Raw genomic sequence first — 24,971 nt, 5'->3', positions numbered from 1 at the left:
CTCGCTCCGGGTCGCGGTATCGATCGCGGCCAGCCGCTCACCGGGCAGCGCCAGCGTGGCGGTCGAGCCCTCGTCCTGGCTTGCGGCAGCCTGCTCGGCGGTCGGGGGCGCGGGCGGCTCGTCGAGGGCACCCTCGATGGCCGGCCGCGAGTCTGACGCATCGGCATCCTCGGCAGACGGCGACTCGGTAGCGGTATCGGCGGGCGATTCGCTGTTCGCGCCGCTCAGGTCGGCCCACCAGGCCTGGACGCGGTCGGCATCCAGGCGCGACAGGGCCAGCACCACGATCGCGATGACGACCAAGATGCCGACCCAGCCCAGCAGACGACGGCCCAGGCCGCCGCCCTTGGGTTCCATCACGTCGAGCGTCGGGTGGATGCCCCCCTGCACGCCGCCGTTGTCCGGGGCGTGCTGGGCGTTGTACTGGGCGATCAGCTCGTCACCGTCGAGGTCGAGCTGACCGGCCCAGGTACGCAGGTAGGCCAGGATGTAGGGCCGGCCGGGGACGGCGTCGAGCTGATCTCGCTCGATGAGCTCGATCACCTTGAGGTCGAGGTTGAGCGGCTGAGCGAGGTCGGCCGCGCTCAGGCCGGCGGCCTCGCGCCCCTTCCGAATTCGTTCGCCGACCGTGGGGCCGGAGGCCTCCTGGCCGAGGGTGATCGCCTCGTCGGTCTCGCCGGTCGTCGCTCCGACCGCGGGTTCACGCCGCTCCTGCTCGCTCATCGACTGCCTCCCTGTTCCAGTGCCTGTGCCTCGGGCGAATCCGGGAAGCGGCCGCGCAGGATCAGGCGGTGATTCTTCAATGCTTGCTCGTCACCCACGGCGCGATCGATCGCGATCGCCACCCCGAGCGAGCGGGCCGTGTGCCGGTGACGCGACTCGTAACGACGCATCGCCTCGGCGGCCTCGTCCGCCTCACCGGTCTCGAGCAGGGCCTGGGCAACGCCCAGCAACGCGCTCGGCTGGCGCGCGCCCTCGTCCAGGGCGCGGCGGAACTGGGCCAGCGCCTGGGCCTGGTCACCGGCCTGCTGATAGCAGCGCCCGGAGTTGACCAGGGCGTATTCCGGGGTCTCGTAGAGGGGGTCGTCGTAGGCGCGGCGGAACATCGCCTGGGCACGCTCGTAATCACCCTGAGAGCACAAAAAGCCACCGTAGTTGTTGGCCAGGTCGGAGTTGTCGCCATCGAGGCGCACGGCGCGGGCGAAGGCATCGCCGGCCTCGTCCGTCTCGCCCAGGCGCTGGAGCAGCAGGGCATGGACGTGGTGGGCCGGGGCGTAACCGCTGTCGAATCGGATCGCCCGCTTGATCTTCTCCATCGCGACCTTGAGCTCGCCCTCGCGCATGTAGCCGGCGGCCAGCTCGGTGTTGATCTCGGCGGCCTGGCGATTCTCGCCCACGTGGCGCTCGATCGAGTCACCGTCACCCCCCTGCATGCCGGTGGTGGCGCAGCCGCTCAGCCCCACGAGGATGACGGCGCAAAGCGTCAGCAGGCGGCTCATCGGGTCACCTCCACGACGCCACGATCCAGCCCCATCTGTGCCAGCCGGTCCTTGCGCCGGGACTTGTCGGCGACCTTGCCGGCGAGCTGCCCGCAGGCGGCGTCGATGTCGTCACCGCGCGTCTTGCGCGGCACGGTGTTGATCCCCACGGCCTTGAGTTGCGCCCGGAACCGCTCGATGCGGTTGCGCGAGGAACGCTCGTAACCGGAGCCCTCGAAGGGGTTGAAGGGAATCAGGTTGACCTTGACCGCGTCCTTGCGCGGGCCGAGCAGCGCGATCAGTTCGTCGGCGTGCTCGGGGGTGTCGTTGACGCCCTGGATCATCACGTACTCGTAGATGATCGCCCCGTGCGGCACGACCTTCGCGTAGCGGTCGCAGGCGGCCATCAGCTGATCGAGCGGGTACTTCTCGTTGATCGGCACCAGCTCGTCACGCAGCGCGTCGTTGGGCGCGTGCAGCGAGATCGCCAGCGAGATCGGCAGGCGTTCGCCCAGCCGGTCGATGGCCGGCACGATGCCGGAGGTCGAGATGGTCACGCGGCGCTTGGAAAGCCCGTAGGCGTGGTCGTCGAGCATCAGCTCGGCGGCATCGACCACCGCCTGCTCGTTCAACAGCGGCTCGCCCATGCCCATGAAGACCACGTTGCTGATCGCCTTGCCGGTCGGCAGGCGACGCTCGATCAACCGTTCGGCCAGCCAGAGCTGACCGACGATCTCGGCGGTCGACAGGTTGCGGTTGAAGCCCTGTCGGCCGGTCGAACAGAAGGTGCAGGTGAGCGAGCAGCCCACCTGGGAGGAAATGCAGAGGGTCGCGCGGTCGTCCTCGGGGATGTAGACCATCTCCACGGAGTTGCCGCCGCCCGTGTCGACGAGAAACTTGCGCGTCCCGTCCTTCGATTCCTGGTCGAGCAGGATCTCGGGGGCCTGGATGCAGGCGACTTCCTTGAGCCGCTCGCGCAGGCTCTTGGCGAGATCGGTCATCGCGTCGAAGTCGTCGACCCGCCGCTGATGCACCCACTTGAGCACCTGGTTGGCGCGGAAGGGCTTCTCGCCCATCTCGGCGAACCAGGCACGCAGGCGGCTGGGCGAGAGGCCCAGCAGGTTGATGCGTTCGTCGGTCGAGGTCATTCAGGCCACCGTACTAGTTAGCCCGAGTCGCCGTCAGCACTCAGCGGCTGCAGAGCTCGTCGGACTTGAAGAAGAAATCGATCTCGGTGCGCGCGTTCTCGGCACTGTCCGAGCCGTGAACCGCGTTGGCGTCGATCGACTCGGCGAAGTCGGCGCGGATGGTGCCCGGATCGGCTTCCTTCGGGTTGGTCGCGCCCATCAGGTCACGGTTCTTGGCGATGGCGTCCTCGCCCTCGAGTACCTGGACGAACACCGGGCCGGAGATCATGAAGTCGACCAGCTCGCCGAAGAACGGACGCTCCTTGTGCACCGCGTAGAAGCCCTCGGCCTGCTCGCGGGTCAGTTGCAGCATGCGCGCACCGACCACCGACAGACCGGCGTCCTCGAAGCGCGAGATGATCTGACCGATCACGTTCTTGGCAACGGCGTCGGGCTTGATGATCGAAAGGGTGCGTTCTACGGCCATGAAATTCTCTCCTGATCGGGCGGGATCGACCCACCCCGGTGAAACGTGAAAAAGAAAAGGGAAACAGGTAGCTGCCGCTCACCGGGGGGCGAGCGGCCGCAAAGCGCAACAGTTTAACGATTCACCGGAAAACAATCCACGCGAAGCGTGTGGGAATGATTTACCCACACCGTTCGTCAGGGCATTCGATCAGGGCCCGACGCCCCGCATGCCGGCCGCGACGGCCTCCGAGCGCTCGTCCCGGGCCGCTTGCAGCCGGTCGTCCTGGCGGGCGGAGACGTCGAGCACGTCGGGCTGCTCCACCAGGTCGGCCAGCGAGATGGACTCGAGGAACCCCTGGATCTGGGCCGACAGGCCCATCCACAGGTCGTGCGCGATGCACTTGCCGCCGCCCTGGCAGTTACCCTTGCCGCCGCAACGGGTGACGTCGACCACCTCGTCGACGGCGTGGATGATCTCGGCGATGTTGATCCGCGACGGCTCGCGGGCCAGCTGGTAACCCCCACCCGGGCCACGCACGCTACTGACCAGCTGACCACGCCGCAGCTGGGCGAACAGCTGTTCGAGATAGGAGAGCGACAACGACTGTCGTTCGGCGATGTCGGCCAGCGCGGTCGGCTGGCCACGATCATGGATGGCCAGGTCCAGCATGGCCGTGACGGCATAGCGGCCCTTGGTCGTCAGCCTCATTGCAAACCTCCCGGCAGCCCCAGTCCGGGCCGCCCCAAACGACTGAAACCCGAGCAGTCTTCTCGGGGATAGTGGCCCATGATAGTCCGGCGACCGGGCGCTGTATATGGTCCGCGATGCACCCGGTCAGTCCCGCGCCCCGGTTGTGTTCTCCGCGGTGTTCTCGGGGGGCTTCTCGCCGGTCGGCGCGCGGCCGCAGCCGGCGACACCGTCCTCCTCGTCCAGGTGGCAGCCATCCAGGCTCGGTCGACTGGGTCGGGACACATCCACGCCGAGCGAGCGCAAGGCATCGGCCATCTCGTCGAGCTGGCCGTCGACGGCCTGGACGTGGTCAAGCAGACGGTCGACCACGGTCGCCACCGGGTCGGGCATGTCGCGGGCCACGCCGTAGGCATCGAAGCCCAGTCGCTGGGCGACGCGTCGCTTGGTCTCGCTCTGCTCGGCGCGCTGCTCGACCACCCGCGCCGGGATGCCCACCAGGGTCGCCCCGTCGGGTGCGTCCTTGAGCACCACGGCATTCGAGCCGACCCGCACGCCCTCGCCGAGGGTGATTGGCCCGAGGATCTTCGCCCCGGCCCCGACCACCACGCCGGCACCCAGCGTCGGGTGACGCTTGCCCTCCCGCCAGGTGGTACCGCCCAGCGTGACGCCGTGATACAGGGTGCAGTCGTCGCCAATCTCGGCCGTCTCGCCGATCACCACGCCCATGCCGTGATCGATGAAAAACCGTCGCCCGATCCGGGCGCCCGGGTGGATCTCGATGCCGGTCAGCCAGCGACTGACGTTCGAGATCAGCCGCGCCAGCAGGCGCCAGTTGCGCCGCCACAGGGCATGGGCGACGCGATGCCACCAGACCGCGTGCAGGCCGGGATAGGTCAACGCGATCTCCCAGCGGCTGCGCGCCGCCGGGTCGCGGTCGAACACGCTGTCGACGTCATCGAGTATCGTTTTCCACCATCCCATGGACTCAGCTCCGCAATCTATCGGTCAATCCGCCCCGTCGCGCCGCTCCCGGGAGAGCGCGGTCAGCATGCCTTGCAGGATCTGCAACTCGTCGCGTCGCGGCTCAGCCCGGTTGAGCATGACGCCGATGCGCTGCATCAGGCGGCGTGCGTGCCGCGCCGTCTCGGCCGGCTCGTTGCCCGGGAAGTAGCCGCGTTCGGCCAGCGCGCCCTCCAGGCGAGCGCAGAGTGTAGCAAGCTCGCCCCGGGGGGCCGGGGGGTCGCCGCCGGCCTCGGACGGCTCGGGGGTCTGCGCGGCATGGAACAGCTCGTAGGCCACCAGCTGGACCGCCTGGGCGAGGTTGAGCACCGGGTAGTCGGGATTGGCGTGCAGGGCCAGCAGGTGATCGGCCACGCCGAGCTCCTCGTTGGTCAGGCCGGTGCGCTCGGCGCCGAACAGGATGCTGATCCGTTCGTTCGAGCCCTCGTCCAGCGAGCCGGCCCGCTGGACGATCTCGGCCGCCGCGGCCCGCCCGTCGAGCAGCGGCAGCGCGAGACTGCGCACGCGGGCACTGGTCGCCCAGACGGCGACCGAGTCGGCGACGGCTTGGTCGACCGAGTCGACGATACGCGCGGCATCGAGCAGGTCGGCGGCGTGCGTGGCCACCGCCCGGGCCCTGTCGTCGATGGCCGCGCGGTCGACTCGCGGCGCGACCAGCACCAGTCGCGACAGGCCCATGGTCTTCATCGCCCGCGCGGCAGCGCCGATGTTCTCGGCCATCGAGGTCTGGCAAAGCACGACCTCGATCCGGTCGAGAAACCGGGCGCGGGACGGGGTGGCGGCGGGAGGGGACGGTTGCGGCATGGCTGACACGGGGACGTTTACGCGTATAATTCCGGATCCGAGGAACGGGGCACATCAGCGCCCCGACCGGGCATCACGGTCCGATCGACCGGCCCGGACGCGCCAACGGCAGCGAGCAAACCGCCTGTCACGGCCCGTCATCCACCATTCGCTCGTCGAGCCGACCAGACCATTATGCCGCACCCCATGCTCAATATCGCCGTGCGCGCCGCCCGCGCCGCCGGCAGCATCATTTCCCGCAGCCACGACCGCGTCACCGATCTCACCATCGAGTCGAAAAAGCGCAACGACTTCGTCAGCGAGGTCGATCATCAGGCCGAGGCGGCGATTATCGACACGCTCCTGCGCGCCTACCCGGACCACGGCATCCTTGCCGAGGAAACCGGCGCAGGCGGACGGGAGAACGCCGAGTACCGCTGGATCATCGATCCGCTCGACGGCACCACCAACTTCCTGCACGGCATCGGCCACTACGCGGTCTCCATCGCGCTGGAACGCCAGGGCCGCCTGGAGCTCGGGGTGATCTACAACCCGGTCAACCAGGAGCTGTTCACGGCCGAACGCGGCGCCGGCGCCTTCCTCGACAACCGGCGCATCCGCGTCGCGCCGCGCAAGGGCCTCGACGGCGCACTGCTGGGCACCGGGATTCCGTTCCGCGACGACCAGAACCTCGAGCGCTACATCGCGACCCTGCGCGCGCTGCACGGTCCGATCGCGGGCATCCGCCGCCCCGGTTCGGCCGCCCTGGATCTGGCGTACGTGGCCGCGGGCCGGTTCGACGGCTTCTGGGAATTCGGTCTCAAGCCCTGGGACATGGCCGCCGGCGTGCTGCTGGTCCGCGAGGCCGGCGGGGTCGTCATCGACAACCAGGGCGGCGACGACTACCTCGCCAGTGGCAACGTCATCTGCGCCAACCCCAAGCTGGTCCACGCCATGCTCCAGGCCATCAGCAAGGGCGAGCAGGCCTGGCGTTCCGTGTCGCGACCCGAGACCGGCTGACACCTAAGCCCTGCCCGCAACCCGAAAACGAAAAAGCCCGCAGTCAATGCGGGCTTTTTGCTGTCGGCTCGACGCCTGCCATCAGGGCGTATTGCTGTCCTCGGCCTGCTTGAGCCGTTCCTTGTCGTCGATCTTGAGCAGGTCCTGGCGCTTGAGCCCCATGTCCAGGGACACCGCCGAGGCGACGTAGATCGAGGAGAACGTCCCGATCGCGATGCCCAGCAGCAGGGTCAGCGAAAAGCCGGACAGGGCCTCGCCGCCGAAGACGAACAGTGCCAGGGCCGTGAGGAAGGTGGTGCCCGAGGTGATCACCGTGCGCGACATGGTCTGGTTGACCGAGGCGTTCATCACCTCCTTCTCGGTGCCCTTGCGCATCTTCTGGAAGTTCTCGCGGATGCGGTCGAACACGACGATGGTGTCGTTGATCGAATAACCCGCCAGCGCCAGGAAGGCGGCCAGCACGGTCAGGTCGAAGCGCAGCCCCAGCAGGCTGACAATGCCCAGCACCACGACGAGGTCATGCGCCAGCGCGAGGATCGCGCCGCCGGCCAGCCGCACCTGGAAGCGAAAGCCGACGTAGACGAGGATGCCGGCCAGCACCACCAGCAGCGCGAGACCGCCGGCATTGAACAGCTCCTTGCCTACCGCGGGGCCGACGTACTCGACCCGGCGCATCTCCACGTCGGCGGTCTCGGACTGCATCGCGATCAGCAGTTCGTCCGCCAGCCGGCTGTGGCTGTCGTCGGTCGGCGGCAGGCGGATCATCACCGACTCCGAGGAGCCGAACAGCTGCGCGACGGCGTTCTCGAAGCCCTTGGCGTCGAGCGTCTCGCGCACGGCGTCGATGTCCGCCCCGCCCGGGTAGCCGAGCTCGATCACCACGCCGCCGGTGAAGTCGAGGCCCAGGTTCAGGCCCTTGGTCGCCAGCGAGCCGGCGGCCACCAGCAGCAGGATCGCCGACAGGGCGTAGGCGAAGTAGCGCTTGCCGAAGAAGTCGAATCGCGCGTCGGATGGGAACAGGTTCATGGTGTCACTCGTCTGATTCGAATGCCGGCACGTGACCGGCTCAGATGGAAAGTCCCTTCAGGCGCGCCTGGCGGCCGTAGACCAGGTTGGCCAGCGCGCGCGACAGCATCACCGCAGTGAACACCGAGGCCAGGATGCCGATCGACAGCGTCACCGCGAAGCCCTTGATCGGCCCGGTACCGAAGGCGAACAGCGCGAGCGCGGCCAGCAGGGTGGTGATGTTGGCGTCGAGGATGGTGGCGAAGGCCCGCTCGTAGCCGGCCTTCATCGCCGCGTGCGGCGTCATGCCGTTCCTGAGCTCCTCGCGGATGCGTTCGAAGATCAGCACGTTGGCGTCCACCGCCATGCCCACGGTCAGCACGATACCCGCGATGCCCGGCAGGGTGAGCGTGGCCTGCAGCATCGAGAGCACCGCGACGATCAGCACCAGGTTGGTGACCAGCGCGACCACGGCGATCACGCCGAACACGCGGTAGTAGATCATCATGAAGATCGCGACCAGCACGAAGCCCAGGATCGCGGCATTGACGCCCGCCTGGATGTTCTCGGCCCCCAGGCTCGGGCCGACGGTGCGCTCCTCGACGATGTCCATCGGGGCGCGCAGGGCACCGGCGCGCAGCAGCAGCGAGAGGTTGCGCGCCTCCTCGGAGGAATCGAGCCCGGTGATCTGGAAGCGGTTGGCCAGCTGGTCACGAATCGTGGCGACGTTGATCACCTCCTCGACCAGCTTCTTCTCCTCGATCAGCTTGCCGTTCTCGTCAACCTGGGTATCGATGCGGTTCTCGATGAACACCACGCCCATCTGCTGGCCGATGTTGTCGCCGGTGATGTCGGCCATGCGCCGTGCACCCTGGCTGTCGAGGTTGACGAACACCGCCGGCGAGCCCGAATCCTGATCGAAGCCCGAGGACGCCCCGGTGACGCGGTCGCCCGTGACGATCACCTGGCGCTTCAGGAGCACCGGGCCGCCATCGCGACGCTGGTAGAGCCGCGCCTGCGGTGGAATGCTGCCGGACTCGTCGGCGTCGACCCAGTCGGCGGGCGAACCGTGGACGAGCCGGAATTCCAGGGTGGCGGTCGCGCCGAGGATTTCCTTGGCGCGCACGGTGTCCTGGATACCCGGCAGCTCGACCACGATGCGGCTGTCGCCCTGCTGCTGGATCAGCGGCTCGGCCACGCCCAGCTCGTTGACGCGGTTGCGCAGCGTGGTGATGTTCTGCTCGAGGGCGGCGCGGCGCTCGGTCTCGACGCCTTCCTCGGTCATCGTCGCCGTCAGGTAGGGCTCGCCGTCGATCTCGGTCGAATCGAACTCGAGATCCTCGTAGCCTTCCGTCAACTGCTCGATGGCCTGGTCGCGCGACTCGGCGTCGCGGAACCGCACCTGGATGCGCTGCTCGTCGGTGACCTCGGCGGAGACGTAGCGCAGGCGCTCGCCGCGCAGGTCCGCCCGCATGCCGTCGACACGACGCTCGAGCGCGGTCTTGATCGCCGCGCCCATGTCCACCTGCATCAGGAAGTGCACGCCGCCACGCAGGTCGAGGCCGAGGTACATCGGCAGCGCGCCGAGGTCGGTCAGCCAGGTCGGGGCGGCCGGGGCGAGGTTGAGGGCGACGGGGTAGTCGCCGCCCAGGGCGGCACGCACCACGTCGACCGCCTCGAGCTGGTCATCCGTGGAGTTGAAGCGGATCAGGCCGGAATCGCCCTGGATCTCCGAGCGGCCGTACTCGATACCGGCCGCCCGCAGGGCGCTCTGCGCCTCGGACAGGGCGACCTGCTCCATGCTGCCGTCGCGCTTGGAGATCTGCAGGGCCGGCTCTTCGCCGAAGAAGTTCGGCAGGGCGTAGAACAACCCCACCAGCACGACAACGACGACGATCAGATTCTTCCACAGGGGGTAGCGGTTCATCTTCTAGGCCTTCGCGTGGAAAACGCCCCGTGGAGCGGGGCGCGGCCCGCCGACACGCATCCCTGGCCGGCGGGCGGATAAACGAGAGGGCCCGCCGTGGCGAGCCCTTGATACGGTGGCGAGGATCAGGCCTCGCGCGCGTCCTTGATGGTGCCCTTGGGCATCACGGTGGTGACGGCGAAACGCTGCACGACCACGGTGGTGCCGTCGGCGATCTCCAGCACCAGGAGGGTGTCGCCGACGTTGATTACCCGGCCCAGCAGGCCACCGGAGGTTGCCACCTCGTCGCCCTTCTCGATCGCCTCGACCAGCTTCTTGTGTTCCTTCTGACGCTTGATCTGCGGGCGGATCAGCAGGAAGTACATGACGGCAAAGATGAGCAGCAGCGGCAGGAAGGTCGCCAGCAGGCTCGGCTCACCGGCCCCTTCCGCCTGGGCCATGGCATCGCTGATAAAGAACATCGTGGTGGTTGCTCCCGGTTTTCGTGTCGTCTAGATGGTTTTCTAAAGGAAACTCTGCACGATTCGATGGCATCTCTGGTTCGCGGGTTTGTCCGCAATCAAGGCGCCGGACCGAAGACGGGGTCATTGCCCGTCGAGGGACGGCAACGCCGAGTGCGGACAAACCCGCGAGCCCCTTCCGGGCGGGCCTCCAAGGGCCCATCCGCGGCGTTGCAGCCCTTGTAAAGGGCGACGGCCCTTCACGGCGGACTGCGCCTTGCAGCTGGACCCTTGGAGGTCCCGCAGAGACGTCATCGAATCGTGCAGAGTTTCCTAAAGCCCCGGAGTATGCCACAAGCCCGCGCAATCTCGGTACGCACGGCCAGACACACTCAGACGCCGCGTTCGCGCTCGGCATAGAAGCGCGTCCGGAACGCCTCGAAAGCGTCGGCCTCGATCGCCGCGCGCATCTCGGCCATCAGCACCTGGTAGTAATGCAGGTTGTGGATGGTGCACAGCCGCGCGCCCAGCACCTCGCGTGCCTTGTGCAGGTGCTTGAGGTAGGCACGCGAGTAGTGCCGGCAGGTGTAGCAGTCGCAGTCGGCGTCGAGCGGGGCCACGTCGGTGGCGTAGCGGGCATTCTTCAGGCGCACGTCGCCGTAGCGGGTGAACAGGTGGCCGTTGCGCGCATTGCGGGTGGGCATGACGCAGTCGAACATGTCGATGCCGCGGGCGACCGACTCGACCAGGTCCTCGGGCTTGCCCACGCCCATCAGGTAACGCGGCCGATCACCCGGCAGCTCGGGCAGGGTCACCTCGAGCACCGCGTTGCGCTCGGCGAGCGGCTCGCCCACCGACAGGCCACCCACGGCGTAGCCGTCGAAGCCCAGCTCGACCAGCCCGGCGGCCGATTCGCGCCGCAGGGCCTCGTGCATGCCACCCTGGACGATGCCGAACAGCGCCCGGTCCGAGCCCTCGGGCTTCAACGCCTCGAAGGCGACCTTCGAGCGCGCCGCCCAGCGCAGCGACAGGCGCATCGAGGCACCCGCCACCTCGGGCGTGGCCGGGTAGGGCGTGCATTCGTCGAAGATCATCTGGATATCCGAACCGAGCTCGTGCTGCACCTGCATCGAGGACTCGGGGGTGAGCATCACCGGGTCGCCGTTGACCGGCGAGGCGAAGCGCACCCCTTCCTCCGTGATCTTGCGCATGTCGGCCAGCGAGAACACCTGGAAGCCGCCCGAGTCGGTCAGGATCGGCCGCTCCCAGTGCATGAAATCGTGCAGGTCGCCGTGGAGGCGGATGATCTCGGTGCCCGGGCGCAGCATCAGGTGGAAGGTATTGCCGAGCACGATCTGCGCGCCCAGGTCGATCAATTCCTCGGGCGTGACCGCCTTGACCGTGCCGTAGGTGCCCACGGGCATGAACGCAGGGGTGTCGATCACGCCACGCGCGAAGCGGATCTGGCCACGCCGCGGCCCGGCGAGTCGCTCGGCCTCGGTCTTGGCGAGTGTGCAGTCGTGCAGGTCGAACTTCATGCGGTCTCTGCGGCCTCGATGCCGGCGCACGCCTCGATGAACATGGCATCGCCGAAGGAGTAGAAGCGGTAGCCGCGCTCGATGGCCTCGTGGTAGGCGGCGAGCACCCGTTCGCGGCCGGCGAAAGCCGAGACCAGCATCAGGAGCGTCGAGCGCGGCAGGTGGAAATTGGTCAGCATCGCGTCGATCACGCGCAGGGGCTGGCCCGGGTACAGGAACAACTGGGTGTCGCCGACGAACGGGCCGATCTCGCCCTGCGTCGCCCGTTCGGGGTGCGCGCGGGCGGCCGTCTCGATCGCCCGCACGGCGGTGGTGCCGATGGCGATCACGCGACCGCCACGCCGCCGTGCGGCGGCCACGGCCTCGACCGCGGTCTCCGGCACCTCGGTCCACTCGCGATGCATCTCGTGCGCCTCGATGGTCTCGCTGCGCACCGGCTGGAAGGTGCCCGCGCCCACGTGCAGGGTGACGAAAGTGGTCTCGACGCCCTTGTCCCGCAGACGCTCGAGCAGCGCCTCGGTCAGGTGCAGGCCGGCCGTGGGCGCGGCGACCGCCCCTTCGCGGCGGGCAAACACCGTCTGGTAGTCGTGGCGGTCCTGGTCGTCGTCCGCGCGCTCGATGTAGGTGGGCAGCGGCATGTGGCCGTGCGCCTCCAGCCAGCCGAGCAGACCGCCCGGCGTGGCCGACTCGCGCAGCTCCAGCTCGAACAGCGCGCCAGCACGGCCGACCACCTCGAGCGTGGCCCCACCCTGCATGTAAAGGGTCGCCCCGACCTTCGGCGAGCGACTGCTCTTGATGTGACACAGCGCCCGGTCGGCATCCAGCAGGCGCTCGAGCAGGAATTCCACCTTGCCCCCCGAGGCCTTGTGGCCGTAGGCCCGTGCGGGGATCACGCGGGTATCGTTCAGGATCAGGAGATCACCGGGTTCGATCAGGTCGGGAAGGTCATTGATGGCCCGGTGCTCGAATTCGCCCTGCGCGGGCAGCACCAGCAGGCGCGCCGACTCGCGCGGCTCGGCCGGGCGGGCGGCGATCCGTTCGGGAGGCAGGTGGTAATCAAAGGCGTCGAGCTTCATGGCCGGCGCAGTCTACCCCGGCGCGCGAAGACAGGCCACCGGGGCGCAGAGGCCTCCTGCCTTGCGTGGCACGTGAAGCGCGACGGCCGGCCGTCGCCGAAGGGCTCACCTGCCGCGATCCGGAGAAACACGCGCACGCGAAAAACACCCGGTTCCGAATCGATCGGAGGGTGGCTGCGAATAAATCGGGTTGGTTCGTCGAGGACGAAGGAAAAAGGAGAAGGGCCGTCCTGGCCGGGAAACAATCCTGCCTTGCGGCATGGATGCGGCGCGTTGTCCCTGCGCGGAGTCGTGGGTCCCGATCCCTGGGTCCGGTGTGGCGAGTGCTTATCCCTAAGACGAGGGCAAATCCGTTGCCGGTCCTGTTGCTTCTTGTCTCGCCGCTGACCGTTCCTGCGGTTGCTTGTTGTTGCCGGCGTCTACCACCGTCTTTTTTTCGGCGATGCCATCCTGCATCGGGCGCGCATCCTGCGCGGAATCGTCCCTTGCCGTCCGTGGCAGCGCCCGTCCTGAGCGCTTGGCTAGATCCGTCTACCGGGCCCGGCATCCTTGCCGAACGCGCCGCGGCCTTCCTGGCGACCCGCAAAAAACCTGGACTCTATCCCGAGGTCCGGTTGTTTACGGTGCGCTTCCTTAAAAGAGCGCCGTGCGCGCGTCGGGCGAACCCGACCACCCGGTCTGGCAGATCCTCTGCCGGTGCATCCTGCGCGGACCTCCTGTCCGCCGTACGATCCCTCGGCCTCCTGGCCGGGTGGGCTTCCTGCCCCGTGCATCCAAGCACGGGGGCATGATGCGCCCCGGAACGCGCGGTGAATAGATGAAATCGCCGAAAGTTTCGTAGGAATTTTCCATTTCTCTTGTAGGAATTTTCCTACAAACGGCCCACTGGGCCCCGTCAGCCGATGGGGCGCGCCGGGAAATCCTGGCAGCCGTGGGCAAAGAAACGCGTGACGGCGTCGAGAAATCCGGCCGTGTCCTCGATGTGCGGCCAGTGGCGCGCCCGCTCCAGCGTGACGATGCAGCTCTGCGGGAAATCGCGTGCGATACGCTCCTCGTCGCCGGCCTCGATGTAGGCCGACTGGGCACCGCGAATGAACAACGCCGGCCCCAGGTAGAAGCCCGACAGCGCCGGCATGTCCGAGGTCTGCTCGTAGGCGGCCTTGAGCTCGGGCAGATTGAACCGCCAGCGCCACTGTCCGTCGACCTGCTCGAGATTCGCGGCGAGGAAGGCGCGCACCTCGGGCTCGAACACGTGCGCGGCCATCTGCTGGCGCGCCTGCTCACGCGACTCGAGCGCCTGGAGGTCGACGGCATCCAGCGCGGCGAAGACGTCCTTGTGCCAGGGCGGGTACCACTTCGGCGCGATATCGACCACGGCCAGTCGCGCGACCCGCTCGGGGTGACGGTCCGCCAGCACCATGCCGAGCTTGCCGCCCAGCGAGTGGCCGATCAGGTGGGCGCGCTCGACCCCGAGCCGATCCATCACCGCGAGAACGTCGTTGGCCATCGCCTCGTAAGAGAGACCGGGGGCGTGGGGCGACCGGCCGTGGTTGCGCAGGTCGACGTTGATGACGCGGTAGTTCGCGCTCAACGACTGGGCAATGCCGCGCCAGTTGGACAGCGAACCGAACAGGCCGTGCATGATGATGACCGGCAGACCGCCACCACGCTCCTCGAAGTGCAGGTCGACCGCCGCGTTCGGCGCCCCTTTTGCCGCCTCTGTTGCTTGCGTGCTCATTGAAATGACATGGTCCTATTAATGAAATCGGCCCCCAATCGGGGGCATGCGAGATCGTGAGATACTACCAAACGCGCCGGGAAGGGCCGCAGGGACCCGGTGCCGCGCCGCGTCCGCCCCCGGTGCGGCACCGTCTTGCCGTGACTACCGGCACGTCGGCGACGACGCCATGATCACGAACGACCCGCCACGCCAGAGATGCCATCGCATCATGCAGAGTTTCCTTAAGCGACCGCCGAGCCCATGACCCACCCCACCCCGACCCATCCATCGCCGGCCGGCGGAGACTGGCCGAGGCCCGACCTGCCTCGCGGCCGGACCTTCCCCGCGCAACTGCACCTGGCCGCGGAACTGCTCGAGCGCATTACCGAGGAGGGACTGCCGGCCGACCGCAGCCTGCAGCGCGAGCTGGCCGCCCGGCGCAAGATGGGGCGACGCGATCGCGAACGGGTCCGCGAGCTGACCCTGTTCGTGCTGCGCCAGCGGCGGGTGCTCGACTGGCTACTCGATGACGACGCGCCGAGCATGGCCGCCCGACTCGCCGCCGCGCTATCGCTGGCCGACGCCCTCGACCCGGTACTCGCCGAGGCAGCCGGACTGGCGGCCGAGACGACCACCCGGCTCGCCGCACGAGCCGCCGAGCCGTTCGACCAATTGCCGGACGACGTCCGCTTCAACCTGTCGGCAGCCGCCGCCGGCCAATGGCGAGCCTGGCAGCCCGACGATCCCGACACCCTCGCCCGGGCGCTGGACGCCCGCGCGCCGGTGGACCTGCACGCCAACCCGCGCCACGCGGATCGCGACGCGCTGATCGGCGAACTGGCCGAGGCCGACATCGAGGCGACCCCCATCGCCGGCTTGCCACTGGGTCTTCGCCTCGGGCGCCCGGCGCGCCTGACCCGCCTGCCGGCCTTCGAGGCCGGTGGCTTCGAGGTCCAGGACGCCGGCAGCCAATGGGTGGTGCGCGCCCTCGAGGCCCGGCCGGGCGAGCGGGTGCTCGATCTGTGTGCCGGCGCCGGCGGCAAGAGCCTCGGCCTGCTCGACGAGGCGCGCGGGGATCTGGCGCTGACCGCCTGCGATCTGCATGCCGAACGGCTCGAGCGATTGGCCCGGCGCGCCGCACGTCACGGCGACACGCGCCTCGACCAGCGGGCACTGGACGCCACCCGCCCCCTGCCGGCGGATCTGTCCGGCTTCGACCGGGTGTTGGTCGACGCCCCCTGCAGCGGCTCGGGCACCTGGCGCCGCCACCCGGAATTGCGCTGGGCACGCATCGACTGGGCGGGCCTGGCCGACACGCAACGACGGCTGCTCGAGCAGGCCGCCAACGCCACGCGCCCCGGCGGGCGGCTGGTGTACGCCACCTGCAGCCTGTGGCCCGTGGAGAACGAGGCCATCGTCGAGGACTTTCTCGCCCGCCACCCCGGCTGGCACGCTACCCGGCCCGCCCTCGACGGCCTGCCGGACGACGCCGTGACGCCCGCCGGATGGATCCGCCTGCGGCCCGACCGGCACGGTTGCGACGGCTTTTTTATCGCCTGCGTGCAGGCACCCGACGAGCAACCGACGGCCTGAAGGCGCATGTTCAGGCATAATCGAGCCCATCGAAACCAACCCGAACACGCTGCAACAACGGCCCTGAGCGGCCCCGGAGTCCGCATGCAACGCGCCTCATCGATCCCGACGCTGGCCCGCCACCTCGGCGCCGGCTTCCTGCTGGCCACGCTGCTGGCCGGCTGTGGCCAGAAAGGCCCGCTCCACCTCCCGGACGACGCGCCGTCGGCCGAGACCGACGCGCGCGCCGACGCCGAGACCACCAACACCAACCAGGACTGACCCGGAGCCCCACCGTGCCCCAGAGCGACCTGCCCCCCTTCTTCTCCCGCAACGACGCCGGCGACCTGCAGATCGAACAGGTCGACGCCAGCGAGATCGTGGCACGCTACAACTCGCCCACCTACGTCTACTCGCGTGCGGCGATCGAATCGGCCTACCGCGCGCTGAGCGAGGCCTTCGGCGAGCGTGCCCACCGCATCTGCTACGCGGTCAAGGCCAACAGCAACATCGGCATCCTCAGCGTGCTCGCCCGCCTGGGGGCCGGCTTCGACATCGTCTCCTACGGCGAGCTGGCGCGGGTCATGGCCGCCGGCGGCGACCCCGGCCGAACGGTGTTCTCCGGCGTGGGCAAGTCAGCCGCCGAGATCCAGGGCGCGCTCGAGGCCGGCATCGGCTGCCTGAACGTCGAGTCCGAGGCGGAATTGCGTCGAATTGCCGAAATCGCTAGCGAAATGCAGCAAAAAGCGCCGATTTCCCTTCGCGTCAATCCGGACGTCGATGCCCGCACCCACCCCTACATCTCCACCGGGCTCAAGGACAACAAGTTCGGCATCGCCATCGACGACGCGCTGCCTCTCTATGAATGGGCCCATGCCCACCCGGCACTCGAGGTCACGGGCATCGACTGCCACATCGGCTCGCAACTGACCGACGTCAGCCCGTTCCGCGATGCCGCCGAGCGCGTGATGGCGCTCGCCCACCGCCTGGCCGAGCGCGGCATCACGCTCGAACACCTCGACCTCGGGGGCGGGCTCGGCATCCGCTACACCGACGAGACCCCGCCGGCAGCCGCCGACTGGATCGAGGCGATCCGCTCGGTGGTCGACGCCGACCCGCTGGCCCGCGAGCTGCCCATCTGGATCGAGCCGGGCCGTTTCATCGCCGGCCCGGCCGGTGCGCTGCTCACCCGGGTCGAGTACCTCAAGCCCGGCGAGCACAAGTCGTTCGCCATCGTCGACGCGGCCATGAACGACCTGATGCGCCCGGCACTGTACGGCAGCGACATGGCGATCGTGCCCGCGGGACAGGCCCCCGGCGAACGCCAGCCCGGCACCTGGGAGATCGTCGGCCCGATCTGCGAGACCGGCGACTTCCTCGGCCACGAGCGCGCGATGGATCTGGCCGAGGGCGACCTGCTCGCCGTGCTGGGCGCGGGCGCCTACGGCTTTTCCATGGCCTCGAACTACAACACCCGACCCCGCCCGGCCGAGGTGCTGGTCGACGGCGGTACCTGCCACGAGATCCGCCGCCGCGAGCCGCTCGATTCCCTCTGGGCGCTGGAGCAGTTGCCCACCACCGACTGACCTGCCAGCTCGATCCCCGGCACCCCCCGCTGGTTACCGTCTTTTTGATAGCCAACCGCTATCAAAAAGATCGGGAAATTCTATTTCCCTTGATCGAAACCCTCGACTAAGCTGAAACCCATTCATAGCAATGCCGTCGGAGCATGCCCGCGGGGCATGTTCCCGGGCCTTCCCCAGGCACTGCCGGGGCCCCGGAGGCATTGCATTTGCGGGTTTCGACCCCAGAGTTTCCGAGCACCGGGTTGCCCGACCTTCGCGGCGCGGCCCGGTCGGATTCTTTCGTCCCGTTTTTCCTCTCACCGATATAAGGAGACTTTGCATGCTCGAGAATCGTGAAGGCCAGAAGGTACCCAACGTCACCTTCCGCACCCGCCAGGACCACGACTGGGTCAACGTGACCACCGACGAGATCTTCAAGGGCAAGACCGTCGCCGTCTTCTCCCTGCCGGGCGCTTTCACCCCGACCTGCTCGTCGAGCCACGTGCCGCGCTTCAACGAGCTGGCGCCGGTATTCAAGAAGCACGGCGTCGACGAGATCGTCTGCATCTCGGTCAACGATGCCTTCGTCATGAACGAGTGGGCCCTGGACCAGGACGCCGACCGCATCCGCTTCATCCCGGACGGCAACGGTGACTTCACCGAGGGCATGGGCATGCTGGTCGACAAGGACGACCTGGGCTTCGGCAAGCGCTCCTGGCGCTACTCCATGCTGGTCAAGGACGGCACGGTCGAGAAGATGTTCATCGAGCCGGAGAAGCCGGGCGACCCCTACGAGGTCTCCGACGCCGACACCATGCTCGACTGGCTGGCACCCAACGCCAAGAAGCCGCACTCGATCATGCTGTTCACCCGCAAGGGCTGCCCGTTCTGCGCCCGCGCCAAGGGCATGCTGCACGACGCGGAACTGGAGTTCGACGAGATCGTCGTCGGTGACGACGTGAACCTGCGCGCCCTGCGTGCGGTTGCCCAGACCGAGACCGTGCCGCAGTGCTACATCGACGGCAAGCACGTCGGCGGCAGCGAGGAAGTCGAGACCTGGCTGAAGCAGAACGGCTACTGATCGCCGTTCAGGCCGACGCCAACTCCGGCCCGGGCAACCCGGGTCGGCTTTCGACTGCCCCGCCCTCACCACGATGACCCGGTGATGGCCCGGCAGCCGAAAGCCGCATTGACACCACGAGGGGCACGACGCCCGCCCCCTTATTCGATATCCCTTTCTGGAGGCATCCATGAGTGGCAAGCATTTCGACATGATCGTCCTCGGCGGCGGCTCCGGCGGCCTCGCGGTCGCCGAACGCGCGTCCCAGCACGGCAAGCGCGTCGCCGTGGTCGAGCCCACCGCGCTCGGTGGCACCTGCGTCAACGTCGGCTGCGTGCCGAAGAAGGTCATGTGGTACGCCGCCAACCTCGCCCACGATCGGGCCGACGCCGTCGACTGGGGCTTCCCCGAGGCCCCGGGCACGGTGGACTTCGGCACGCTGACCAAAAAGCGCCGCGAGTTCATCGCCGGCATCACGAACTTCTGGAACGGTTACGCCAAGGACCTCGACCTCGAGGTGCTCGAGGGCTACGGCCGTCTGGCCGGCGACAACAAGGTGGATGTCGACGGCACCACCTACACCGCCGACCACATCGTGATCTCCACCGGGGGCCGCCCGCTGGTGCCGCCGGTACCGGGGGCCGAGCACGGCATCACCTCCGACGGCTTCTTCGAGCTCGACGAACTGCCCGAGTGCACCGCCGTGATCGGCGGCGGCTACATCGGCGTGGAGCTCGCCGGCGTGCTGCGCTCACTGGGTAGCGAGGTGACCCTGCTCGACATGCTCGACACGGTGCTTGCGCCGTTCGATCCGCTGATCCGCGAGACGGCCACCGAGAACCTGCACCAGATGGGCATCAAGACCCACCTGCCGTACAAGGTCTCGAAGCTGGAGAAGACCGACGAGGGCACGATCATCCACGGTGCGGACGGCGAGACACTCGGCCCGTTCGACCAGGTGATCTGGGCGGTCGGCCGCAAGCCGAACACCGACGACATCGGGCTGGACAAGGCCGGCGTTGAGGTGGAGAAAAACGGCATGATCCCGGTCGATGCCTACCAGAACACGAATGTTCCCGGCATCTACGCGATCGGCGACATCATCGGCAAGTACCCGCTCACGCCGGTGGCCATCGCCGCGGGTCGCCGCCTGTCCGATCGCCTGTTCGACGGCCAGAACGACGCGCACCTCGAGTACGAGACCATCCCGACGGTGGTCTTTGCCCACCCGGCACTGGGCACCGTCGGCCTGACCGAGCCGCAGGCGGTCGAGCGCTTTGGGAAGAAGCTGGTGACGGTCTACGAGACCACCTTCACGCCGATGCGCTACGCGCTCTCCTCGCACGGCTTCAAGACGGCGATGAAGCTCGTCTGCGTCGGCAAGGAAGAGCGCGTCGCCGGCCTGCACATCGTCGGCGACGGCGCCGACGAGATGCTGCAGGGCTTCGCCGTCGCGGTGAAGGCTGGCCTGACCAAGGGCCAGTTCGACGACACCGTCGCCCTGCACCCGACTTCGGCCGAGGAGCTGGTGACCCTGAAGACCCCGCGGGACTGACCGCGACAGCCACTCGCCACGCAACCCCATTGGCCGGCGCGGGACAACCCGGTCGGCCAATTTTTTTGAGCGAAGGCAACACCCATGTTCCTGGAACTGCGCCACCTCAAGACCATCCGCGCGATCGAGCAGACCGGCTCGCTGGCGGCGGCGGCCGACCGACTGCATCTGACGCAGTCGGCCCTGTCGCACCAGATCCGTGCGCTGGAGTCGTACTACGAGACGCCGCTGTTCTCGCGCAGCTCGCGCCCGATGCGACTGACCGAGGCCGGGCGACGGCTGCTGGCCGCGGCGGACACCGTGCTGCCCGAGGTGGATCGGCTCGACCGCGACCTGCGCCAGATCGCCGGCGGGGCGACCGGGCGGCTGTTCCTGGCACTGGAGTGCCACTCCTGCTTCACCTGGCTGATCCCGACCCTCGAGCACTACCGCGCGCAGTGGCCCTCGATCGAGACCGACCTGTCGATGTCGTTCAGCTTCGATGCCATCGACGCCCTGCGCCGCGGTCAGCTCGACGGCGTGATCAGCTCCGATCCGGTCGACGACCCGGAGCTGCACTTCGAGCCCTTGTTCCATTACCCGGTGGTGCTGGTGCTCGCCCCCGGCCATCCCCTGGCCGCCGAGACACGCATCACCCCGGAGATGCTTGCCGACCAGACCGTGATCGGCTACCCGGTCGAGCGCGATCGACTCGACATCTATCGCCGCTTTCTCGATCCCGCCGGGGTCGAGCCGGCCGGATCACGCCGATCGGAGCTCACCGCGATGATCGCCCAGTGGGTCGCCAGCGGTCACGGCGTGGCCGCCCTGCCCAAGTGGGCCATCAGCGAGGAGCTCACCCGGGGCACCGTCACCGCCCGGCCGCTGGGCGATGGCCTGACCGCGACCATGCACCTGGCGGTGCGCCGTGACGAACACCGGCTGGCCTACCTGGACGCCTTCCTGCGACTGGCGCGCGAACAGGCCGGCGAGCGGCTCGGCGACATCACGCTGGCCCGCCCCGGTCGCTGACCGTCGCCGGCACGACGGGCGGGGTGCTGCTTTCGCGGGCGAAGCGATAGCCCTGCATGAGATCGATCGCCAACCCGCGGATCAATTCCACCTGGGCGTCGGTCTCGACGTTGTGGGCGATCACGGTCACCCCCAGGGTCTCGGCGATGGTGAGTAGCCCGTCGATGAAGGCCCGGTCACGGCGACTGACCTTGCGATCGCACAGCCAGTCGGCCTCGATCTTGACGTAGTCGACCTCGAACCGGCGCAGGTAACTGAGCGTCTCGCGCCCGGAGCCGGCATGGTCGATCGCCAGACGCAGTCCGGCGGCCCGCAGATCGCCCAGCGGCCCGGCCAGCGCGCCGATCTCGCCGGCCAGCGGGCTCTCGCTGATCTCGACCACCACCTGCCCGGGGGCCAGCGTCGAGCGCTCGACCGCGGTCAGCAGGAAGTCGACGAACCGCGCCTCCATCAGGCTGGTGGGGGCGATATTGAAGAACAGTCGGCCGGCGAAACCGCGGATCGCCGGATCGCCCAGCACGCGTTCGACCACCTGCCGGTCGACGCGATCGATCAACTGGTCACGCCCCAGCGCACGCACGAAGTCGGCGGCCGGCACCAACCGCTCGCCGACGCGGGCACGGGCGAACACCTCGGCGCCGATCACCTCGCCATTCGCCTGCCGGATCGACTGGTAGACCACCGACACCGTGTCCGGATCGATCGCGGTGATCGCTTCCGCCGAGGCGCCCTCGACCTGCTCGACGGCCCGCACCTCGTCGCGATTGGCCACCGCCAGCCGGTTCTTGCCGGCGGCTTTGGCGCGGTACATCGCCTGGTCCGCCAACGAGAACAGCGCCTGCGCCGAGGCCGGGTCGGCCGCGTCCACCGGCCCCACGGCCAGGCCGATCGACAGCGACAGCCGCAACGACTCGCCGTCCGGTGCGGCGATCACCGTCTGCTGCGCGCGGGCGAGCAGGCGGCCGGCCACCTGGTCGGCGATGTCGTCGTCGGCGTCCGGCAGGATCGCGACGAACTCGTCGCCGCCGTACCGGGCAACGATGTCACCGTCGCGCAGGCCGTCGGCGAGCAGGTCGGCGACGCGGCGCAGGTAGTCGTCGCCGAAGCCGTGACCGTAGCGATCATTGACCCGCTTGAAGTCGTCGAGGTCGATCACCATCAGGCCGAAACGGTACTCGTGGCGCCGGGCGCGGCCGATCTCGTAGTCGAGCAGCGACCAGAACATGCGCTGGTTGTACAGACGGGTGAGCGGGTCGCGGGTGGCGAAGTACTCGAGGTCCTCGGTGTGGCGTTCGATCGCGCGCACCGAACCGACCACGTTGATCAGGGTGGAGAGGATCGACTCGATCACCAGCTTCTTCACCGGCACGCGCGCCTCGCCCATCGGCACGATCAGCCCGACCATGCCCCGCATTGGCGGCAGGTCCATCGACAGGATCTTGGTGTGCAGGTCGAGGCGACCGGCATCGGTCACCGGCACCCCGTCCTTGCCGGGGTGCTGGCGCGGGGTGACCTCGTGGGTCTGACCCCCCAGGCCATCTCCCAGGCCCTCGCCCACCTGTCGGCTGATCTCCTGGTCGAGCCGCGCGGCGACTACCTCGTCGACCGGGCCGTGCCAGAACACGTCCACGCCGATGGGCCGATCGGCGATCGAAAAGGCGGTGAACACGCCGTGGACGCTGAACTGCCGGTTGATCTCCTCGAGCAGGTCGCGCACGTAGCGGCGCCAGTCGCGCACCACGTCGGAGGTGATCACGAAGTGCTCGAGCAGGCCGATCTCGAACTCGAGCAGGTTGCGGTCGATCGCCACGTGGCGGACCTTGTCGGTCAGCGCGTCGACCCGCGAGAGCACCTCGTCGAACTCGGTGAACCCGGTCGAGGCACCGGCAAAGCGCAGGGCGGCCAGGTCCTCGACCCGGTTGACCTGCTCGACCGAGCGATTGAGCCGCTTGACCGAGCGCCCCAGCCGCCAGCTCAGCAGCCCCGCGATCAGCAGGGCGGCCAGCAGCGGCGCCGGCACGATCAGCATCAGCCGGTCGACCAGCTCGTCGTGCGCCTGCTCGATCATCGGACCGATCGGCTGGCGAATCGAGAGCACGCCGAGCACGTGGCCGGCATCGGCATTGACGTGGCACTGCAGGCACTCGGCGTTGGCGACCAACGGGCGGTCGTAGCGCACCATCTGGTCGCCGGCCTCGACGTGGGTCCGGCGCGTCTCGAAGGCGGCCATGGCGGTGGGGTCGGGGGCGGGCTGCTCGAGGCGACCGAACAGCTCGTTGACCCGCGAGCCGCGATAGACGTTGATCACCGCGCCGGGGTCGGCGCGCTGGTTGAGAGAATCGAGGAACTCGTTGAGCTGATCACGCGTCCAGCCCTGGCGCATGATCTGGTACATGGCGTTGAAGGTGCCGTCGGCCAACACGCGGGCGTTCTGCACCGAGGCGCGCTGCACCGCCTGGGTGAAGACCGATTCGGTGACCAGGTAGACCGCCGCGGTCACCAGCACCGAAACGACCAGCGCGACGATCAGCATCAGCGCGCGCAGCGAGCGCAACCAGCCGAACACGCGCCCGATCGGACCGGCCGGCTTGCCCCGCGGTGATTCCGTCGCGTTTTCCATCGGCCCTTTCCCTTCCCTGGTCCAGAAAGCCGCCAACCCGCTCGGCTGTTATCAAGTCGTCCCTGGGCCGCGTCCTGGCTCGCGACCACAAGACCACAAACCCCGTGTGGTCATTATTGGCACGCCAGCATAACGTCGTCAAAGCGGCGACTGAAATCAGAATAAAAATCAGCGTTATCAAATGTTTGAATATTCTGTTTTCAATAACCGAACCACGCCCAGCTTTTGCCCGACAACGCGCCGCGCGGAGATCGTCGAAATCGAACCAAAATGGCTGGCCTCTCCGGGTCGCGACGACTATGGTCAACCCAGTCTTTCCCTTCCACGGAGGCACGGCCATGGCGGAGACCGACCTGTCGCGACGCCGCGCGCTGCAACTGGCCGCCGCCGGCCTGGGCGGCACCCTCGGGGCCGCGCTGGGCTCCGGCTGGGCGCCCGCCTCCCTCGGCGCCGAGCCACTCGATGGAGAGTGCATCACCCGTCCGCTGCCGGATGGTCAGGATCTGCCCGCGATCGGCATGGGCACCTGGATCACCTTCAACGTCGGCTCGGACCCCGAGGCCCGGACGCAGCGCACCGAGGTGCTGCGCGCCTTTCTCGACGCCGGCGGCGAGCTGGTCGACTCCTCGCCCATGTACGGCTCGTCCGAGGCGGTGGTCGGCCACGCACTGGCCGAGATCGGCGGCAATCCGCCCGTGTTCGCCGCCTCCAAGGTCTGGACGCCGGACGGGGACGCCACCGCCGAGCAGGTCGCGCAATCGGAGCGCCGCTGGGGACTCGCGCGCATGGACCTGATGCAGGTGCACAACCTGGTCGCCTGGGAGCCGCACCTGGAGCACCTGCTCGACATGCGCGAGCAAGGCCGCCTGCGCTTCGTCGGCATCACCACCTCGCATGGCCGTCGGCACGCCGAGATCGAGCGGATCATGCGCGAGTGGCCGATCGACTTCGTCCAGGCCAGCTACAGCCTGGCCAACCGCGAGGCCGAAGAGCGCCTGCTGCCATTGGCCGGGGAGCGGGGTATTGCCTTCATCGCCAACCGCCCCTTCCAGGGCGGCCGGCTGATCGATCGGGTCAAGCGCCACCCGTTTCCCGATTGGGCGCTCGAGGCCGGGCTGACGAACTGGGCCGACTTCCTGCTCAAGTTCCTGATCGCCCACCCCGCAGTGACCTGCGCGATCCCCGCCACCAGCCGGGTAGAGCACATGCGCGAGAACATGACCGCCCTGCGCGGCCCGCTGCCCGACGAACGATTGCGCCGCCGCATGGCCGAGCACCTGCGGGCGCGGTAACGC

21 protein-coding genes and 1 pseudogene are annotated in these 24,971 nt (G+C 68.4%); 8 read left to right on the top strand and 14 right to left on the bottom strand.

Going from position 1 to position 24,971, the window contains the following annotated elements; all coding sequences use genetic code 11:
* The 7 genes from FAZ79_RS08130 to FAZ79_RS08100 all read right to left on the bottom strand — a co-directional run.
* Window positions 1-723, bottom strand: a 723-nt coding sequence (locus FAZ79_RS08130; RefSeq protein ID WP_136867477.1) for a helix-turn-helix domain-containing protein, incomplete at its 3' end; no start/stop codon positions are given.
* Entirely contained in the window at window positions 720-1,499 is a 780-nt protein-coding gene (gene pilW, locus FAZ79_RS08125; RefSeq protein WP_136867476.1) for a type IV pilus biogenesis/stability protein PilW, read from the bottom strand. The genes FAZ79_RS08130 and pilW, both read right to left, overlap by 4 nt.
* A complete protein-coding gene (gene rlmN, locus FAZ79_RS08120) occupies window positions 1,496-2,626 on the bottom strand; it encodes a 23S rRNA (adenine(2503)-C(2))-methyltransferase RlmN (RefSeq protein ID WP_136867475.1) in 1,131 nt (376 codons plus the stop codon). The genes pilW and rlmN overlap by 4 nt, the downstream gene beginning before the upstream one ends.
* A 40-nt stretch (window positions 2,627-2,666) precedes the next feature.
* Entirely contained in the window at window positions 2,667-3,092 is a 426-nt protein-coding gene (gene ndk / locus FAZ79_RS08115) for a nucleoside-diphosphate kinase (protein WP_136867474.1), read from the bottom strand.
* A gap of 189 nt (window positions 3,093-3,281) precedes the next feature.
* Window positions 3,282-3,782 (bottom strand): Rrf2 family transcriptional regulator, encoded by a 501-nt coding sequence (locus FAZ79_RS08110; protein WP_136867473.1) that lies wholly within the window; start codon window positions 3,780-3,782, stop codon window positions 3,282-3,284.
* A gap of 126 nt (window positions 3,783-3,908) precedes the next feature.
* Window positions 3,909-4,745, bottom strand: coding sequence for a serine O-acetyltransferase (gene cysE / locus FAZ79_RS08105; protein WP_136867472.1), 837 nt, complete (start codon window positions 4,743-4,745; stop codon window positions 3,909-3,911).
* A gap of 24 nt (window positions 4,746-4,769) precedes the next feature.
* A complete protein-coding gene (locus tag FAZ79_RS08100; protein ID WP_136867471.1) occupies window positions 4,770-5,588 on the bottom strand; it encodes an RNA methyltransferase in 819 nt (272 codons plus the stop codon).
* A gap of 174 nt (window positions 5,589-5,762) precedes the next feature.
* On the opposite strand from FAZ79_RS08100, the gene FAZ79_RS08095 reads away from it, so the two are divergent.
* Entirely contained in the window at window positions 5,763-6,587 is an 825-nt protein-coding gene (locus FAZ79_RS08095; protein WP_247709528.1) for an inositol monophosphatase family protein, read from the top strand.
* A gap of 81 nt (window positions 6,588-6,668) precedes the next feature.
* Here FAZ79_RS08095 and secF read toward each other — a convergent pair whose 3' ends face one another.
* The 6 genes from secF to FAZ79_RS08065 all read right to left on the bottom strand — a co-directional run bounded on the left by secF (window position 6,669) and on the right by FAZ79_RS08065 (window position 14,311).
* Window positions 6,669-7,613, bottom strand: a complete 945-nt coding sequence (gene secF / locus FAZ79_RS08090) for a protein translocase subunit SecF (RefSeq protein ID WP_136867470.1) — start codon at window positions 7,611-7,613, stop codon at window positions 6,669-6,671.
* A 40-nt stretch (window positions 7,614-7,653) separates the two neighbouring features.
* Entirely contained in the window at window positions 7,654-9,519 is a 1,866-nt protein-coding gene (gene secD / locus FAZ79_RS08085) for a protein translocase subunit SecD (RefSeq protein ID WP_136867469.1), read from the bottom strand.
* A gap of 125 nt (window positions 9,520-9,644) precedes the next feature.
* Window positions 9,645-9,980 carry a preprotein translocase subunit YajC gene (gene yajC, locus FAZ79_RS08080; protein WP_136867468.1) on the bottom strand — a complete coding sequence of 112 codons (336 nt, stop codon included), beginning with the start codon at window positions 9,978-9,980 and terminating at the stop codon, window positions 9,645-9,647.
* A gap of 371 nt (window positions 9,981-10,351) precedes the next feature.
* A complete protein-coding gene (tgt, locus tag FAZ79_RS08075) occupies window positions 10,352-11,497 on the bottom strand; it encodes a tRNA guanosine(34) transglycosylase Tgt (RefSeq protein WP_136867467.1) in 1,146 nt (381 codons plus the stop codon).
* On the bottom strand, window positions 11,494-12,573 hold the full coding sequence (gene queA / locus FAZ79_RS08070; RefSeq protein ID WP_136867466.1) for a tRNA preQ1(34) S-adenosylmethionine ribosyltransferase-isomerase QueA: 1,080 nt from the start codon (window positions 12,571-12,573) through the stop codon (window positions 11,494-11,496). The genes tgt and queA overlap by 4 nt, the downstream gene beginning before the upstream one ends.
* 895 nt (window positions 12,574-13,468) lie before the next feature.
* Window positions 13,469-14,311 carry an alpha/beta fold hydrolase gene (locus FAZ79_RS08065; protein WP_136867465.1) on the bottom strand — a complete coding sequence of 281 codons (843 nt, stop codon included), beginning with the start codon at window positions 14,309-14,311 and terminating at the stop codon, window positions 13,469-13,471.
* 243 nt (window positions 14,312-14,554) lie between these two features.
* Here FAZ79_RS08065 and FAZ79_RS08060 point away from each other — a divergent pair, with 243 nt between their 5' ends.
* From FAZ79_RS08060 to FAZ79_RS08035, 6 genes and pseudogenes are all read left to right on the top strand, one after another.
* A complete protein-coding gene (locus tag FAZ79_RS08060; protein WP_136867464.1) occupies window positions 14,555-15,886 on the top strand; it encodes an RsmB/NOP family class I SAM-dependent RNA methyltransferase in 1,332 nt (443 codons plus the stop codon).
* A 111-nt stretch (window positions 15,887-15,997) separates the two neighbouring features.
* Window positions 15,998-16,099 (top strand): annotated as a pseudogene (locus FAZ79_RS11720) (lipoprotein); the annotation flags it as partial.
* 62 nt (window positions 16,100-16,161) lie between these two features.
* Entirely contained in the window at window positions 16,162-17,451 is a 1,290-nt protein-coding gene (gene lysA, locus FAZ79_RS08050; protein WP_269321145.1) for a diaminopimelate decarboxylase, read from the top strand.
* A gap of 319 nt (window positions 17,452-17,770) precedes the next feature.
* Window positions 17,771-18,511, top strand: a complete 741-nt coding sequence (locus FAZ79_RS08045; RefSeq protein WP_136867462.1) for a glutathione peroxidase — start codon at window positions 17,771-17,773, stop codon at window positions 18,509-18,511.
* A 169-nt stretch (window positions 18,512-18,680) separates the two neighbouring features.
* Window positions 18,681-20,045 carry a glutathione-disulfide reductase gene (gene gorA / locus FAZ79_RS08040; protein ID WP_136867461.1) on the top strand — a complete coding sequence of 455 codons (1,365 nt, stop codon included), beginning with the start codon at window positions 18,681-18,683 and terminating at the stop codon, window positions 20,043-20,045.
* A gap of 84 nt (window positions 20,046-20,129) precedes the next feature.
* Window positions 20,130-21,056 carry a LysR family transcriptional regulator gene (locus FAZ79_RS08035; protein WP_136867460.1) on the top strand — a complete coding sequence of 309 codons (927 nt, stop codon included), beginning with the start codon at window positions 20,130-20,132 and terminating at the stop codon, window positions 21,054-21,056.
* Here the strand turns inward: FAZ79_RS08035 and FAZ79_RS08030 are convergent.
* A complete protein-coding gene (locus tag FAZ79_RS08030; RefSeq protein ID WP_136867459.1) occupies window positions 21,031-23,676 on the bottom strand; it encodes a diguanylate cyclase in 2,646 nt (881 codons plus the stop codon). The two genes, FAZ79_RS08035 and FAZ79_RS08030, sit on opposite strands and share 26 nt — an antisense overlap.
* A 338-nt stretch (window positions 23,677-24,014) precedes the next feature.
* Here FAZ79_RS08030 and FAZ79_RS08025 point away from each other — a divergent pair, with 338 nt between their 5' ends.
* Window positions 24,015-24,968: an aldo/keto reductase gene (locus FAZ79_RS08025; RefSeq protein WP_136867458.1), complete on the top strand. Its 954-nt coding sequence runs from the start codon at window positions 24,015-24,017 to the stop codon at window positions 24,966-24,968.
* The last annotated feature ends 3 nt before the right edge of the window (window positions 24,969-24,971 follow it).

The sequence above is a fragment of the Guyparkeria sp. SB14A genome, assembly GCF_005096345.1.
In the GTDB taxonomy this organism is placed as follows: Bacteria; Pseudomonadota; Gammaproteobacteria; order Halothiobacillales; family Halothiobacillaceae; genus Guyparkeria; species Guyparkeria hydrothermalis.
This window is presented reverse-complemented; position numbering and strand designations above follow the sequence as displayed.

Coding starts and splice junctions, on each gene's coding strand:
- pilW (WP_136867476.1), bottom strand. CDS start 1,499: ATGAGCCGCCTGCTGACGCTTTGCGCCGTCATCCTCGTGGGGCTGAGC.
- rlmN (WP_136867475.1), bottom strand. CDS start 2,626: ATGACCTCGACCGACGAACGCATCAACCTGCTGGGCCTCTCGCCCAGC.
- ndk (WP_136867474.1), bottom strand. CDS start 3,092: ATGGCCGTAGAACGCACCCTTTCGATCATCAAGCCCGACGCCGTTGCC.
- FAZ79_RS08110 (WP_136867473.1), bottom strand. CDS start 3,782: ATGAGGCTGACGACCAAGGGCCGCTATGCCGTCACGGCCATGCTGGAC.
- cysE (WP_136867472.1), bottom strand. CDS start 4,745: ATGGGATGGTGGAAAACGATACTCGATGACGTCGACAGCGTGTTCGAC.
- FAZ79_RS08100 (WP_136867471.1), bottom strand. CDS start 5,588: ATGCCGCAACCGTCCCCTCCCGCCGCCACCCCGTCCCGCGCCCGGTTT.
- FAZ79_RS08095 (WP_247709528.1), top strand. CDS start 5,763: ATGCCGCACCCCATGCTCAATATCGCCGTGCGCGCCGCCCGCGCCGCC.
- secF (WP_136867470.1), bottom strand. CDS start 7,613: ATGAACCTGTTCCCATCCGACGCGCGATTCGACTTCTTCGGCAAGCGC.
- secD (WP_136867469.1), bottom strand. CDS start 9,519: ATGAACCGCTACCCCCTGTGGAAGAATCTGATCGTCGTCGTTGTCGTG.
- yajC (WP_136867468.1), bottom strand. CDS start 9,980: ATGTTCTTTATCAGCGATGCCATGGCCCAGGCGGAAGGGGCCGGTGAG.
- tgt (WP_136867467.1), bottom strand. CDS start 11,497: ATGAAGTTCGACCTGCACGACTGCACACTCGCCAAGACCGAGGCCGAG.
- queA (WP_136867466.1), bottom strand. CDS start 12,573: ATGAAGCTCGACGCCTTTGATTACCACCTGCCTCCCGAACGGATCGCC.
- FAZ79_RS08065 (WP_136867465.1), bottom strand. CDS start 14,311: ATGAGCACGCAAGCAACAGAGGCGGCAAAAGGGGCGCCGAACGCGGCG.
- FAZ79_RS08060 (WP_136867464.1), top strand. CDS start 14,555: ATGACCCACCCCACCCCGACCCATCCATCGCCGGCCGGCGGAGACTGG.
- FAZ79_RS08045 (WP_136867462.1), top strand. CDS start 17,771: ATGCTCGAGAATCGTGAAGGCCAGAAGGTACCCAACGTCACCTTCCGC.
- gorA (WP_136867461.1), top strand. CDS start 18,681: ATGAGTGGCAAGCATTTCGACATGATCGTCCTCGGCGGCGGCTCCGGC.
- FAZ79_RS08035 (WP_136867460.1), top strand. CDS start 20,130: ATGTTCCTGGAACTGCGCCACCTCAAGACCATCCGCGCGATCGAGCAG.
- FAZ79_RS08030 (WP_136867459.1), bottom strand. CDS start 23,676: ATGGAAAACGCGACGGAATCACCGCGGGGCAAGCCGGCCGGTCCGATC.
- FAZ79_RS08025 (WP_136867458.1), top strand. CDS start 24,015: ATGGCGGAGACCGACCTGTCGCGACGCCGCGCGCTGCAACTGGCCGCC.